General features: G+C 54.4%; 14 protein-coding genes and 1 pseudogene. 6 read left to right on the top strand and 9 right to left on the bottom strand.

What is annotated here, in order from left to right:
* Positions 1 to 188 precede the first annotated feature (188 nt).
* The gene (locus tag ACU6TU_RS16835) at positions 189 to 1,286 is read left to right on the top strand and encodes a GlxA family transcriptional regulator (RefSeq protein ID WP_447142519.1); all 1,098 of its coding nucleotides are present in this window, start codon (positions 189 to 191) and stop codon (positions 1,284 to 1,286) included.
* A pseudogene (nhaD, locus tag ACU6TU_RS16830) lies at positions 1,270 to 1,581 on the top strand (sodium:proton antiporter NhaD); the annotation flags it as partial. The gene ACU6TU_RS16835 and the pseudogene nhaD, both read left to right, overlap by 17 nt.
* Positions 1,582 to 1,784: 203 nt before the next feature.
* On the opposite strand, the gene ACU6TU_RS16825 reads toward nhaD, so the two are convergent.
* From ACU6TU_RS16825 to ACU6TU_RS16815, 3 genes are all read right to left on the bottom strand, one after another.
* A complete protein-coding gene (locus ACU6TU_RS16825) occupies positions 1,785 to 2,402 on the bottom strand; it encodes a CBS domain-containing protein (RefSeq protein ID WP_447142518.1) in 618 nt (205 codons plus the stop codon).
* A gap of 101 nt (positions 2,403 to 2,503) precedes the next feature.
* Positions 2,504 to 3,916 carry an ATP-binding protein gene (locus ACU6TU_RS16820; RefSeq protein WP_447142517.1) on the bottom strand — a complete coding sequence of 471 codons (1,413 nt, stop codon included), beginning with the start codon at positions 3,914 to 3,916 and terminating at the stop codon, positions 2,504 to 2,506.
* Entirely contained in the window at positions 3,913 to 4,590 is a 678-nt protein-coding gene (locus ACU6TU_RS16815) for a response regulator transcription factor (protein WP_447142516.1), read from the bottom strand. The genes ACU6TU_RS16820 and ACU6TU_RS16815 overlap by 4 nt, the downstream gene beginning before the upstream one ends.
* Before the next feature lie 436 nt (positions 4,591 to 5,026).
* On the opposite strand from ACU6TU_RS16815, the gene ACU6TU_RS16810 reads away from it, so the two are divergent.
* Entirely contained in the window at positions 5,027 to 5,923 is an 897-nt protein-coding gene (locus tag ACU6TU_RS16810; protein WP_447142515.1) for a c-type cytochrome, read from the top strand.
* A gap of 78 nt (positions 5,924 to 6,001) precedes the next feature.
* On the opposite strand, the gene rep is transcribed toward ACU6TU_RS16810, so the two are convergent.
* Positions 6,002 to 8,059, bottom strand: coding sequence for a DNA helicase Rep (gene rep / locus ACU6TU_RS16805; protein ID WP_447142514.1), 2,058 nt, complete (start codon positions 8,057 to 8,059; stop codon positions 6,002 to 6,004).
* A 68-nt stretch (positions 8,060 to 8,127) separates the two neighbouring features.
* Between rep and ACU6TU_RS16800 the strand changes: the two genes are divergently transcribed.
* Entirely contained in the window at positions 8,128 to 8,601 is a 474-nt protein-coding gene (locus tag ACU6TU_RS16800) for a tRNA (cytidine(34)-2'-O)-methyltransferase (RefSeq protein ID WP_447142513.1), read from the top strand.
* 34 nt (positions 8,602 to 8,635) lie between these two features.
* Here ACU6TU_RS16800 and pyrE read toward each other — a convergent pair whose 3' ends face one another.
* Entirely contained in the window at positions 8,636 to 9,298 is a 663-nt protein-coding gene (gene pyrE / locus ACU6TU_RS16795) for an orotate phosphoribosyltransferase (protein ID WP_447142512.1), read from the bottom strand.
* 86 nt (positions 9,299 to 9,384) lie between these two features.
* On the opposite strand from pyrE, the gene ACU6TU_RS16790 reads away from it, so the two are divergent.
* The gene (locus ACU6TU_RS16790; RefSeq protein WP_447142511.1) at positions 9,385 to 10,152 is read left to right on the top strand and encodes an exodeoxyribonuclease III; all 768 of its coding nucleotides are present in this window, start codon (positions 9,385 to 9,387) and stop codon (positions 10,150 to 10,152) included.
* A 125-nt stretch (positions 10,153 to 10,277) separates the two neighbouring features.
* Here ACU6TU_RS16790 and rph read toward each other — a convergent pair whose 3' ends face one another.
* Positions 10,278 to 11,015 carry a ribonuclease PH gene (gene rph, locus ACU6TU_RS16785; protein WP_447142510.1) on the bottom strand — a complete coding sequence of 246 codons (738 nt, stop codon included), beginning with the start codon at positions 11,013 to 11,015 and terminating at the stop codon, positions 10,278 to 10,280.
* 137 nt (positions 11,016 to 11,152) lie between these two features.
* Here rph and ACU6TU_RS16780 point away from each other — a divergent pair, with 137 nt between their 5' ends.
* Entirely contained in the window at positions 11,153 to 12,031 is an 879-nt protein-coding gene (locus tag ACU6TU_RS16780; RefSeq protein ID WP_447142509.1) for a YicC/YloC family endoribonuclease, read from the top strand.
* A 65-nt stretch (positions 12,032 to 12,096) separates the two neighbouring features.
* On the opposite strand, the gene ACU6TU_RS16775 is transcribed toward ACU6TU_RS16780, so the two are convergent.
* Genes ACU6TU_RS16775 through ACU6TU_RS16765 form a run of 3 tightly spaced genes read right to left on the bottom strand, consistent with a single transcriptional unit; the run spans position 12,097 to position 13,878 of the window.
* The gene (locus tag ACU6TU_RS16775) at positions 12,097 to 12,327 is read right to left on the bottom strand and encodes a type I restriction endonuclease (RefSeq protein WP_447142508.1); all 231 of its coding nucleotides are present in this window, start codon (positions 12,325 to 12,327) and stop codon (positions 12,097 to 12,099) included.
* Positions 12,324 to 12,812: a hypothetical protein gene (locus ACU6TU_RS16770; protein ID WP_447142507.1), complete on the bottom strand. Its 489-nt coding sequence runs from the start codon at positions 12,810 to 12,812 to the stop codon at positions 12,324 to 12,326. The genes ACU6TU_RS16775 and ACU6TU_RS16770 overlap by 4 nt, the downstream gene beginning before the upstream one ends.
* The gene (locus ACU6TU_RS16765) at positions 12,787 to 13,878 is read right to left on the bottom strand and encodes a helix-turn-helix domain-containing protein (RefSeq protein ID WP_447142506.1); all 1,092 of its coding nucleotides are present in this window, start codon (positions 13,876 to 13,878) and stop codon (positions 12,787 to 12,789) included. The genes ACU6TU_RS16770 and ACU6TU_RS16765 overlap by 26 nt, the downstream gene beginning before the upstream one ends.
* Positions 13,879 to 13,926: the final 48 nt, after the last annotated feature.

The following is a 13,926-nucleotide window of genomic DNA, read 5'->3' as shown; positions in this document are numbered from 1 at the left end:
CCAAAAAAAATTACTGTTTTGTATCGCTTCAAGCCCGATGAAAACGCTGTTTGTCTATTTTTTATAGAATCCATGGTGTTTCTGCGCCGCCTGTTGATATGGCGTGCCTGGAAAAGAAAGCATAAAAGTGAAATGTTAAATAAAAGCCTATATCGCCAATAATAAAGCCAATATCGCCAGGAGAGCCCATGAGCGTTCGCATTGATTTATTACACGGCCCACACAACCTGGATGGCACACTGTTTAGCGTCATCGATATTTTGCGTTCGTTTAACAATCTCTGGCAGTTGCGTCATCCGGATAAACGGGGGGCTTTTTTTCACTGGCGCCTGATTGATGCGATGGGCAATGAGTTACCGATTCCGGATTGGTTGTCGACGATGCAATCACCGGCGCGTGGGCGTAAAACACTTCCCCCTTCGCAAACCGCACTCTTTGTGCCGGGCGTACAGATGAAAAGCGTGCCGGACATGAATCGCGTGCTGGATCAATGTAGCGCCGAGATGACTTGCATTGCGCGTTATCACTCTCAAGGGCGTGTCATCGCAGCTAGCTTTAATGGGGCAGTGATGCTCGCGCGGGCCGGGGTGCTGGATGGCCGACGCGCCACAGTCACCTGGATGATTGCCAACTGGTTTGCGTCTCACTTTCCAGACGTGCAGTTGGCGATGGAAGGTCCGGTTGTTGTTGACGGTCCGATATATACGGCGGGTGCCCCAGCGGCGATCTTCGATCTGATGGTAGAGTTGATTCGTCATTTTGCCGGGGAAGAGCTGGCGCAGATTGCGACCAATGGGTTGCTTTATAACCCGTTACGCTTTGAGCATTCCAGCCTGCATGCCGCTGGTATTTCGATGAAAACCCGCGACAGCGTGGTGTTCCGGGCCAAGCATTGGCTACTAAAACATATCCAGACGCCCTACAGTCTGGAGCGGGTCGCCGACGAGGTGGCAGCCAGCCCGCGCACTCTCCTACGCCATTTTAAAGAGGTAGAAGGAATGACACCTCTTGATTATCTGCATCGGCTGCGGGTTGAACGAGCCAAACAGCTACTGGAAGTCACTAATATTGACCTGACGGAAGTGATGGAATATTGCGGTTATCAGGATGCCAGTGCTTTTCGGCGCCTGTTTCGGCGTGCGACAGGCGTGACACCCTCGGAATACCGTCGCCGATATACGATGCGGATATCCCGCCGTTGGTGGCGGGCCGACGAGTCCAGGCCCGATGAAAGTGCGGATGATCTGATTAAAGATCTGGATATTGATCCTGCCGATAAATTGTGACGCTGGCCCTCTGGATCTCACCGCTTCATTGGCGGGTATTGCCTCTGTTGCCATCTTTGTTCTTGCTTATGCCTTGTTCATGAGTGAAGAACTGACTCACATGCGTAAATCCAAGCCTGTACTGGTGGCTGCCGGGCTTATCTGGACCTTGGTGGCGTGGGTCTATGTACAGGCAGGGATGCCCCATGAAGCAGAAACGGCCTTTAAGGAAACGCTGCTTGAGTACACTGAGCTGCTGCTGTTCCTGCTGGTGGCAATGACTTACATCAATGCCATGGAAGAGCGCCAGCTATTTTATTAGGCTATGCGGCCAGTATTGTGACTCACCTGTGGATTAATGCGGCACTGTTCTAACGCGGCTTTTTAGCTGGTGTAATACATTGGCGTAACAAAAAACGCCCCTTATCCGAGTTGATAAGGGGCGTTTTCACGTTCGGTTTCTGATGGCTTTATCCATCAGTGCGCCCGCCTGTGGCGTCGAGAGATATGGCTTATGCGTTATAAATCGTGTCCGGTAATGACCTTACAGATATCCGAGAAACTACGCGCCGTCGGGACGCTAGAAGACGCTACTTTCATAGTCGTCTTGTTACCCATGGCGTTTTGAATATCGGTGGCGGAAATAATCCCACGCACGCTTAACGTTTGATCGGCTTGATGTTCGGTGATTAACAGGTGCTGTTCCGCAAAGCTCTCCATGCAAAGCACCAGGTCTTCGATGGTTAATGAAACCAGTTGCTCAAGCGGCATTGCACTCAGCTTCTGCCATGGCGTCATGATCATCTCAGCGGTCACTTCGGCGCGATCAAGATTGCGCTGTTGCATTGCCAGGTTAATCAGCCGGGTACCGATAACCTCTTTGGCGGTGAGCACGCCAATGCAGTGATCCGTCTTGTCGAGAATAAAGAGCAGACGGATGCCACTATGGCGCATTTTCAAGTGGGCTTCATCAACCGGTGTTTCAGCATAAATCGATTGAGGCTTGACCTTGGAAAAGTCGGTCAGTACGGACAGCGCCGGACTTTCCAGGGTTAACGACCTCGCTTCTGGCGTGGTTAAACGCGGCGTTTCACCAAGGTGGATAAGCGGTTTGGGTGAGTGGACAATCATATTCATTCGGGGAATCTCCGTTATGTGAACAGACAGGTCGTTAAACGCTTGCCTGCCTCGTACTTTCACACTTGCACGGAATTCTTATGGGAACCTTAAGAGAAGGTTTATGGCTTCTTTTTATGTGGCTGGCGCTGTGACAAGGCATTCCGTAAAAAGGAGGCCCGTACGCGCAGTCCACCGTCCGGCGCATCATCAAGTTGCAGGTCGCCTTGATGACGTTTTACAAGGCGTTCGACGATCGACAGCCCCAAGCCTGCGCCAGCGTTAGGCCCTGCACGTTGAAAACGCTCCGTGACGCGACTGCGTTGATCGGCGGTAATGCCGGGGCCTTGATCATCCACGATCACCACGACACCTTGAGGCGATGCCTGAAGCATGACGGTGATAGTGCTTTCTTCAGGCGAGTGTTGAATGGCATTGCCGACCAGATTCTGCACGAGGGTTTCGATCGCACCCGGTTCTTCCTCGATTTCCCAATCTGCCAAATCGTCAGCGTCCAACAGCAGTTGCTGGTGATGTTCTGCTGCTAGTGGCAAGAGCTTCGCCAGGGTTTCGCGGGTTTCATGCAACACATCGGAATGGCGGTATTCGGGTAACGGTTCTTCTTCAGGGTCCAGGCGTGCCAGGGTTAATAGCTGCGAGACTAACCGGGTTGAGCGAGCAACGCCGCTACGCAAATAATGCAATGCCTCTTCCCGGTCCTCGGCATTATCGGCGGTCAGTGCGTTTTGCGCGTGTAAATCAAGCACGGCCAGGGGCGTTCGTAGTTCATGGGCGGCATCCGCAATAAAACGTTTTTCCCTGACACGCAGTTGGCGTAGCCGCTCCAGAAGGCGGTTGAGCGCCCCCGAAATCGTATCCAGTTCCTGAGGCAGAGGATGCAGCGTGAGCGGCTTTAAGTTGTGAGGGTCACGGCCCCGGATCTGCTCGGCCATGCGTGATAGCGGCGCTAATCCCCAGCCGATGGACCACCACAGCAATAATGACAGTAACGGTAGACCAATGAGATCCGGCAGTAAGGTACGTAAGGCAACGGCACGGATCAGTTCATCGCGTACGTCTTCTCGTTCGCCGACCACCACGCGTTTATTCGTGTCGGTAACCTCCAGCAGGTAGATACGCCAATCGATCTGGTCGACGGTGAGCGTTGAGTAACCCGCTGGCTGTTGATCAAGCGGTATTTCAGGCGCATTTGCCGAACGCAACAGAAGGCGGTCGCCTTCCCAAAGCTGAAAGGCCAGTTTGCTTTCATATCGATGGCCTGCAAAGCGGTTACCGGATTCCTCGGTACCTAGCAGCGCACCCTCTACGCTATTCAATAAAAGAGAACGATCACTATCGGGCAGTGGTGCCTCTAGTAGCCCTTCCAGCAAGCGGGCATTCTGTGCAAGGCTGGCATCATGAAGCTCTTCAATTTCGTGGGCGGCATAGCGATAGCTGATAAATCCGATGACTAGCATGCTGGCGCCGAACACCAGCAGTGCAAGCCCCAGGGTACGTTGACGAATGGAACTCATACGTTGGGCCTGCTCGGCTTATCCATGACATAGCCTATGCCCCGTACCGTGCGAATGACGTCAGGAAACAGTTTGCGACGTAAATGATGGATATGCACTTCGATGGCGTTACTCTCGATATCTTCTTCCCAGCCGTAAACCAGACGGTTCAGAGTGTCGCGGGTGAATACGCGCCCGGGGTGGCTCATGAACTCCTGCAGCAGGGTAATCTCGCGTCGTGAAAGCGTAATGACCTGATCCTGATAGCTGACGTTCAGCGTCTGCGGGTCCAGGCTAATTCCCCGGTAACTCAGCAGGCTACTGGTTTGTCCCTGGCTGCGGCGTAGCAAGGCTCTTAGACGCGCCTTTAATTCGGCGACTTCAAATGGCTTGGTCAGGTAGTCATCGGCGCCTGCATCCAGCCCTTCGATCCGGTTATCAACTGCGTCACGCGCCGTCAGCACCAGAATAGGTATCTGGCTGCCGTGGCGTCTGACCGCTTTCAGTACCTCCATGCCATCCAGTCGGGGTAATCCGAGGTCAAGTATCACCGCATCAAACGGCTCGTTCTCTTTCAGCGCATTGAGCGCCGTCGCACCGTCGCCCAGATGATCCACGGTATAGTGCTCAGGTTTTAACGCCAGGCGAATACCTGACGCGAGACTGGGATCATCTTCTACCAGCAAAATGCGCATAGGGTTCCTTGTTGTTTAAGCGCTGATATTAGCGGACGAATCTCATCATGACGCCCACTGTCAGCGAGGTTACTGCCTGGTTTCTGCCAATAATCGTTTCTGTCAATCATCGCCCTGGAAGTAAAGACTGTCGATCCCTTCGGAATTAATGGTCAGCGAGAAACTTCGATCCCCATCGTATTTCCTGATACGTTGGCTGGAATGATGTAACGAAAATGTGTTGTCAAGTGCGGGCATTTTTGGCAGTAATGGTAAGATGGTTGGCATGTCGGATTGAATTGCCGCGTTTAGTAGCATTTTCTTAGTCTTGGCGTTCTCGGTATACTAGTGTCATGCGCATATCTTGGCGTCCCGGCTGCCTGTGATTGGTGATAGCGCTGCCGCACGCAGGGGGTAAGCACAAACGTTTTATGACAATACTCAAGAGGTGGTGAGAGTGAAATTTAAGCTGATCATGAGCGGGCTGGCAGCCCTCAGCGTTATGGCGGGCACATCCAGTGTCTATGCCCAGGATGCTGCACGTGACGCCGTCGCTGAGCGCCTGGCGCCGGTAGGACAACTCTGTTTACAAGGCCAGGAATGTGGTACCGCGTCGGCGCCGCCGGCCAGCAGCGATAGTGGCGGTGGCGACATTGATGGTGAAGGCATTTACAACAACGTCTGTATGGCGTGCCATGAAACGGGCGCGGCAGGCGCACCGATCCGAGGTGACGAAGAAGCCTGGGCAACGCGAACCGAGCAAGGGTTTGCCACACTGCTGGATCACTCGATCAACGGTATTGGTGCAATGCCGGCGCGTGGCGGTAACCCCAACCTGTCTGACGAAGAAATGGAAGCAGCGACCAAGTATATGGTTGAGCCTGTCATGGATGTGTCTGACGTAGGCAGTGCCGCCAGTGAAGAAGACGCGGCACCTGCGGCAGAAGAAACAGCTGCCACAGACGAAGGTGAAGCAGCAAGTACAGAAGAAGCCATGGCATCTTCTGCTGAAGAAGGTGAAGGCGCTGCACAAGACGACATGGCCGTTGCGTCTGAAGAAGCGTCAGCAGGTGCTCAGGAAGCAGAAGCCGCAACTGCCAGCACGGATAGCGGGCTGGATGGTGAAGCGCTTTACAGCAGCCTTGGCTGTGTGGCCTGCCATGCAAATGGCGTTGCTGGTGCACCGCTGATTGGTGATGCAGAAGCCTGGGCGCCGCGTATCGAGCAGGGTACTGACGCGCTGTATCAGAGCGTCTTCAATGGCAAGGGTGCGATGCCTCCACGCGGTGCCAGCCAAGGGTCTGATGAAGAAATCATGGCCGTTGTTGATTACATGGTGTCTCAAGCAGAGTAATCGGTGACGTTGAAATAATATCCACAGGTGGGTGGCTTACACTCCCTGTGGATATCTTTTGCCTATGATTTTGTTTCTTCAGCCCAGCAGCGAGCGAATGCCTGCCAAGGCATCTTTGCCACGTGCCTGCTTTTTCTCCGGGTCTTCTTTATCCGCGCGGCCTTCCCATTCCAGGTCTTCCGCGGGCAGTTCATCCAGAAAGCGGCTGGGCTGGCAGTCCATCAGCTCGCCATAGGCTTTGCGCTGGCGAGCCAGGGTCAATGTCAAGGTGCGACGCGCGCGGGTGATGCCGACATAAGCCAGGCGGCGCTCCTCTTCCACCGTTCCCATTTCAATGGCGTTGCGGTGGGGCAGCAAATCTTCTTCCAGACCCATCAGATACACATGAGGGAACTCCAGCCCCTTTGAGGCGTGCATGGTCAAAAGCTGCACGCGGTCGGAGTCATCTTCTTCCGCCTGCTGTTCCAGAATATCGCGCAGCACCAGGCGGGATATTGCCGCTTCGACGCTGTCGGTTTCGGTGGCGGTGGAATCCGCATCGTCTTCCGGTTCGCGGTTAAGCGATTTTTCCAGCTGGTCGATCAGAATCCACACGTTGGCCATGCGCCGTTCGGCAATGGTCGGGGCACTGGCGTTCTGGTAGAGCCACGCTTCGTAGTCCATATCGCGCAACATATCGCGAATCGCTGCAATGGCGTCGCCTTTATCCATCCGCTGACGTACGCCATCGATAAAGTGGGTAAAGCGTGAAAGCCGTTCCACGGCACGGGTAGGCAGTGTTTGCTCCAAGCCTAACTCGTGACAGGCAGCAAACAGCGAAATGGAGCGCTCAGTGGCATAGTTGGCGAGTTTTTCCAGTGTACTCGGGCCAATCTCCCGACGTGGTACGTTCACAATGCGCAGAAAGGCATTGTCATCGGCAGGATTGATCAGCAACCGCAGGTAGGCCATGGCGTCCTTGATCTCGTTACGCGAGAAAAACGAGGTCCCGCCGGACAGCTTGTAGGGAATCTGATAGTGCTGCAGCTTGAGTTCCAACAGGCGAGCCTGGAAGTTACCCCGATACAACACGGCAAAATCCCGCCATTCGGCTTTTTCCTTGATGCGCCGAGTGAGCATTTCACTGGCCACTCGTTCGGCTTCGGCTTCTTCATGGCGGTTGACGACAACGCGAATGGAGGCGCCATCTCCCATGTCCGACCACAGGGTTTTTTCATACACGTGAGGGTTATTGGCGATCAGCGTATTGGCAGCGCGCAGAATCGTCCCCGTAGAGCGGTAGTTCTGCTCCAGCTTGATGACTTTTAAACGCGGGAAGTCTTCGCCCAGGGTGATCAGGTTTTCCGGCCGTGCGCCGCGCCAGGCATAAATGGACTGATCATCGTCGCCCACCACGGTGAAAGTGGCCCGTTCCGCCATTAACAGTTTTACCAGTAGATACTGGGAAACGTTGGTGTCCTGATACTCATCCACCAGCATGTAATGAATCTTGCGCCGCCAGCGGGCCAGTGCTTCCGGGTCGCGTTGTAAAAGAACCACCGGCAGCAGAATCAGGTCATCAAAATCCACCGCATTGTAGGCTTTCAGGTGGCGCACATAGGCTTCATACACCCGAGCGGCAAAATGCTCATCATCATCGGCTGCCAACGACAGGGCGTCGCTGGGCAACACCAGATCGTTTTTCCACTGGGAAATTTTGCCCTGAACCGCGTTGATCTGTTCAGCGTCGACCTGGGCATCCTTGTTCATCAAATCGCGCAGCAGCGCCTTGGCATCTTCCGGATCAAAGAGTGAAAAGCCCGGTTTGTAGCCCAGGGATTTCAGCTCGCCGCGAATAATCGTCAGCCCCAAGGTATGAAAAGTCGACACCGTCAGCCCATGGCCTTCCTTGCCCTGCAGCATTTTGCCGACGCGTTCCTTCATTTCGCGGGCGGCCTTATTGGTAAAGGTCACCGCTGCAATTTTGCGCGCGCTCATGCCGCATTCCTGAACCAGATAGGCAATTTTGGTGGTAATGACGCTGGTTTTACCCGATCCTGCGCCCGCCAGCACCAGGCAGGGGCCGTCGATATAGCGCACCGCTTCCTGCTGGCGTGGGTTCAGGTTTCGCAAGCGTTGGGCAATCGCGGGGTTCATGGCAGAATGCATCCTTTACATGTGGAAGGCGAACTAATGTCTGGAAGAACCAATGTCTGGAAGAACTAATGTTTGAAATTGCGCTGTTCGAGCCAAAAATGGCGCCTAACACCGGTAATATTATGCGCCTGGCGGCTAACAATGGCTGTCGTCTCCACCTGATCGAGCCGTTAGGGTTTGATCTGGAGGAGAAAAAGTTACGCCGCGCAGGGCTTGATTACCGTGATCTGGCCAACGTCACCCGGCACGCCAACATTACGGCGTTTGTGTCGGCAATGCAGGGGAAAACCCTGTGGGCGTTGACGACACGAGGCACACGCTACTATTCCGAGGCGTCTTTTGGCGCGGGTGATGTGTTGCTGTTTGGCTCGGAAACGGGCGGTCTTTCTGAACAGGCGCATGCCCTGATAGCGCCGGAGCAGAAATTACTTATCCCCATGCAGCCTAATAATCGTAGCCTTAACCTGTCCAATGCGGTAGCGCTGGTCAGCTACGAAGCATGGCGCCAGCGAGGCTTTGCCGGCGCCGTACCATCAACATGAACGATCAACATGAACCGTCAAGCTTGAAAAATGCTTATTTAACGCCATATTTGGCGCGATAAGCGCGAATGGCCTCAGCATGGGCTAGCATCTCGGGCCCCGCCTGCTCTTCCAGATAGGCAAGTACCTGTGCCAAAGTAACAATACTGACGACTGGCATGCCAAAGGTTGCTTCAACTTCCTGAATGGCACTCTGCTCGCCCTGGCCTCGTTCCTGGCGGTCAAGCGCGATGATAACGCCACCCGCGCGGGCACCACTGTGTTCAATGAGGGTCATCACCTCGCGAATGGCGGTGCCAGCGGTAATCACATCGTCGATAATCATGATATTACCGGTGAGTGGCGCGCCGACAGTATTACCGCCTTCCCCGTGGGTTTTGGCTTCCTTACGGTTAAAGGCGTAAGGCATATCAATGTCATGGTGGTCGGCAAGCGCTGCGGCGGTAACGGCTGCCAGCGGAATACCTTTATAGGCAGGGCCAAACAAGACATCGGCGCTCAGGCCGCTATCGACAATCGCCTGAGCGTAAAAGCGCCCAAGTTTGGCCAGTGCACGGCCGCTCTGAAACAGGCCAGCATTGAAAAAATAAGGGCTAACGCGACCCGACTTAAGCGTGAATTCGCCAAATTTGAGCACGCCCTGCTCAATGGCAAAAGCGATAAAATCGCGTTGATAGGGTTGTAAAGAGGCTGTCACTGTTATCCTCATGATTTTTTGTATGGGATTTACTCAAACGTCGAAACGTCGGGTATCATACAGCAGCGACGCTAAAGGGACGATCTATGAAAATTGCCAGCATCAATGTCAATGGTATTCGTGATGCCGTCGATCGTGGCTTCCTGGACTGGCTGGCTCAGCAGGATGCCGACGTGGTCTGCGTGCAGAACATCAAAGCGAAAAGTTTCGAATTAAGCGACCATATTCTCTATCCGGAAGGCTATGAAGGCTACTTTCTGGATGCCGAGGAGGATGGTTTTGCCGGTGTGGCACTTTATTGCCGCAAAATTCCCAAGGCGATCATGTATGGCCTCGGGTTTCCTCAGTGTGATCATGAAGGGCGCTTTCTGCAGGCGGATTATGACCGTTTCAGCATTGCCACTTTTTTGATGCCTGATGGCAGTGATCAAAAGGCCAAACAGGCGTTCATGGAGCAGTATCAGGAATACCTGAGCAAAATGGCCCGTAAACGCCGTGAATATATTATCTGTGGCACCTGGCATGTGGCGCATAAAACCATCGATCTGGCTAACTGGTCAGATAACCAGCTGACTTCCGGTTTCCGACCGGAAGAGCGCGCCTGGATGGATCAGGTGCTTGGCCCAACCGGGTTTATCGACACCTTCCGCGAAATTAATCGTGATGCGGGAGAATATACCTGGTGGCCGAAGCTTAATCAGGACGTGCCGCGCGAACGTCAGGAAGGCTGGCGGATCGATTATCAGCTGGTCGGCCCTAATTTCCGTCGCCATGTCGTGGATGCGTGGATTGATTACGAGGCGACGTTCTCTGAGTTTGCTCCGCTGATCGTTGAGTACGACCTGGCGCTGTAAACGACTTGCCCGCGTCGCTAGAAGCTAGAGTAATCAGCAAAGAGTCATCAGCAAAAGGCCAGCATCAAGCTGGCCTTTTGTGTTCCATCATCTCGCTATTTATTCACCACGCCACTTACTACTCACTATTCGCAGATTCCAAGTGCTTCGCGTTGATGGGCGCGCAGTTCCTCGCCGGCTTTTTCTGCCAGGTCCAGCATCGCATTTAGCTCGGCCCGGTTAAACGCACCGGCTTCTGCCGTGCCTTGCACTTCAATCAGTTCGCCGCTTTCGGTCATTACCACGTTCAGGTCGGTGTCGGCTTTGCTGTCTTCCGGGTAATCCAGATCCAGTACCGGGACGCCTCTATAAATGCCAACGGAAATGGCACTGACCATCTGTTTGAAAGGGTCGCCTTTAATCTTCTTCTCGCGCTGCAGGTAGCGAATGGCATCCACCAGTGCGACACAGCCACCGGTAATCGATGCCGTGCGAGTGCCGCCATCGGCCTGGATCACATCGCAATCTACCGTAATGGTGAACTCGCCGAGTTTTTTTAAATTCACTGCCGCGCGCAGGCTGCGACCAATCAAACGCTGAATTTCCAGTGTACGGCCCCCTTGCTTACCACGCGTCGCTTCACGGCCACTGCGGGTATGGGTGGCGCGGGGTAGCATGCCATACTCCGCCGTGATCCAGCCCTGATTCTTGCCGCGCAGCCAGCGTGGCACGCCCGCCTCCACGCTGGCATTACACAGAACCTTGGTATTGCCAAATTCCACCAGAACCGAGCCTTCGGCATGGCAGGTGTAATCACGGGTCAAACGAATCTCACGGAGCTGGTCGGCTTCGCGGCCACTGGGGCGAACAACATCAGGACGCATAGCTTCTCTCATCGTCTGGGGTAAAAATCAGATAACAAACACTGCAAAATAACTGCCCGATATTGTACACGTCTGCCACCGTAAGGCGTGCGATATCAGTTAGACTGACCGAAAAGATCGTCCTTACAGGAGCCAATATGGCCAACCCGCTTCACGTTCATAGCATGACGGCCTTTGCGCGCACCGAACAGGCCGCCCCGTTTGGTACGCTGCAGGTAGAAATTCGCTCGGTGAACCAGCGTTATCTAGAGCCACATTTCCGCCTGCCCGATGCCTTGCGTGAACTGGAGCCGGTGCTACGCGACGCTCTGCGCACGCGCCTGGCAAGAGGCAAAGTCGAGTGTAGTCTGCGTTTTGAAGCCACCGAAGCCAGTCAGGCTCCCGCGGTTAACCGCCAACAGCTGACGGCCATCGCCGATGCTCTGGCAGCCATTCAGGAGCAGGTGCCCAGCGCCGTGCCGCCTACCACGCTGGCGCTGCTTAACCAGCCGGGTGTGATGGAAACCCAGCATCTTGACCAGGATGCCATCAAAACGGCGGCTAAAGCACTATTTGACCAGGCACTGGATGAGTTGGTCGACGCCCGTGCGCGCGAAGGCGAGAAGCTTGCTGGGATGATCACCTCTCGCTTGGCGGCCGTCAGTCAGCAGGTGGCTATCGTGCGCAATCTGTTGCCGCAGATTCTAGAGCGCCAGCGCGCCCAGCTGCTGGAACGCCTGGACGTTGCTAAAACCGACCTTGACCCGCAGCGCCTGGAAGCTGAGCTAGTCCTGGTCGCGCAAAAAGCCGATGTAGACGAAGAGCTCGACCGTCTAACGGCCCATGTAGAAGAAGTCAGCCGTCAACTCGCCCAAAAAGGCCCTAAAGGTCGCCGCCTGGATTTTCTGATGCAGGAGCTCAACCGCGAAGCCAACACGCTCTCTTCAAAATCCGTCGTCGCGGATACCACCCGCTGCGCCGTAGAACTGAAAGTGCTGATTGAGCAGATGCGTGAGCAGATTCAGAATATTGAGTGAAGTCAACGGTTGTCTGCTTAGATATATAAAATATTGTTTTTAATTAATTTAATGTCAGTTGTTGCCTACGCTTGTCTATCAAAATCTAGCTTAAGCCACCGGTAATGTTGAGCGCTGGAGCTAATCGTGCCGACCCTGGCTTGGACGCGGCAGGTCGACACCATTAGCTGGTTATACCAGAACAGCTTTTGGGCGCCTTCGTCATCTTCGAGGTAACGTAGGTTGGCGTAGCGCCGTAACTGATCAATTCCTTGCGCCAAGGCATCGGCAATATAGGGCGACTTACACTCAATCACCGCCAGCGGTTCAGCCGTTTACGGCATTCAGTCTCCGGTAATCGGGCACCTGCCTTCAGCATGCTGTCTAATGCATCGGCGAGCTGTTGCGTCGATAGCAATGCGTGGCGTTCCAGCTCATCCAAAATCCACAGCACACCCCGCACCTCAAGCTGGCCTTGTTGCCCGGATTTGCGCAGCGCACCGTCACCGGTTAATAGCGGCCAGCGCCTCTCCCTGGCCAGAAAATAGCAGGACACATCGGCCAGAGAAGAGTTACCCAGGGTCTGGCGAAGTTCAAAAAGCGACACCACCTCATCGCCACTTAAGCCTTCTATCGTCAGCCCCAGATCCGTCAACTGCTGGCCGGGTGGCTGCCTTAACTCACGCCATACAAAATCCGTGGTAACAAAGTGATGGGGTAGTTCAAAAACGGTTGCCAGCAGGCCACTACGATGAAGATCAATCCAAATATTGGTATCAGAGACAAGTATTTTCGCTGACATGTGCACCGCCACCTGTCTGTCCGTTGGCCATTACCTCCTGGATATCCCCCAGGCCGGTATTGAGTAATTCCGCTGCCCGTGAGGGGGTCACTAACCCTTCTGCAAGTGCCCGATAAACCAGCTGCCGCAGGCGGTAAGAAGTCTCTGAGGGTAATGGGTTAGGCTCACTGGTGCGGTAGCCCTGCATTGACCAGTATTTGGCAGTGCTTTGATAGACGTTCGGGGTGATGATATTCAGGTCATGCAGGCGCCGTAGAATCGCCTGAATGGAAATGCCCCACTCCTGTTTGGCCAGCAAAAACTCATCAAATAGCACACGCTTGCGGTGCTCGCCGAAAATGGCGCGCACCTGGCTGGCAGGAAACAGAAAGGCACCGGCAAAGCGGTGGCAGTTGTTTTCCTCTTCCCGAGTGCCGTGAATGGCTTCGGGCATAGCCATCACTAGATGGCCCAGTTCATGGGCGAGATTAAAGCGTTGGCGTTCACCGGGGCGGTCAGTGTTGCTCACAATCACCGCATCCGCGCCCTCATTGACCAGCGCACACAGGCCGTCAAACTTTTGGTGGGCGTGCAGGCCCACGACCTTTATGTCGTTTTCTTCCAGGGTCTCGGTCAGGTTAGCAATCGGGTTTAGCCCCAGGTTCCAGGCATGGCGTAACGCCTCTGCCGCCTGCTCAATCTCTTCTGCGCTAGATACTGCAAAACGGCGATGCCATTGGGTAAAGCCACGGCTACGTGGCTCAGTCTCGAACACGCTTTCCGCCGCTAAATAGCGTTCAAGGTGTTCGCGTACCTGCTCTTTCACAGCTTCCTGCTGGCGTTTGCCAAAGGCGGAGTGCTTGCGGAAATCTACCGCCCCTAATGCCACGGAGTCAGGCCGGAAAAAATACTCAGGGCTTACCCCCAGCACATCGGCGAGCTGGATTAAGCGAGTGGAGTTGGGCGCGTCCTTGCCCTGCTCATATTTGGACAGAGCCTGCTTGGTAATGTCCCCCAGCTGGTCGGCCACCTGCTGCAGAGTCATGTTCTTGAGGACACGCGCACGATGCAAACGATCATGCAGCATGGGGCACCTTAGTGACGAGAAATTGAGTTGACAATTATGGTTTAAAAT

It is taken from the genome of Halomonas sp. LS-001 (assembly GCF_052983955.1).
This window is presented reverse-complemented; position numbering and strand designations above follow the sequence as displayed.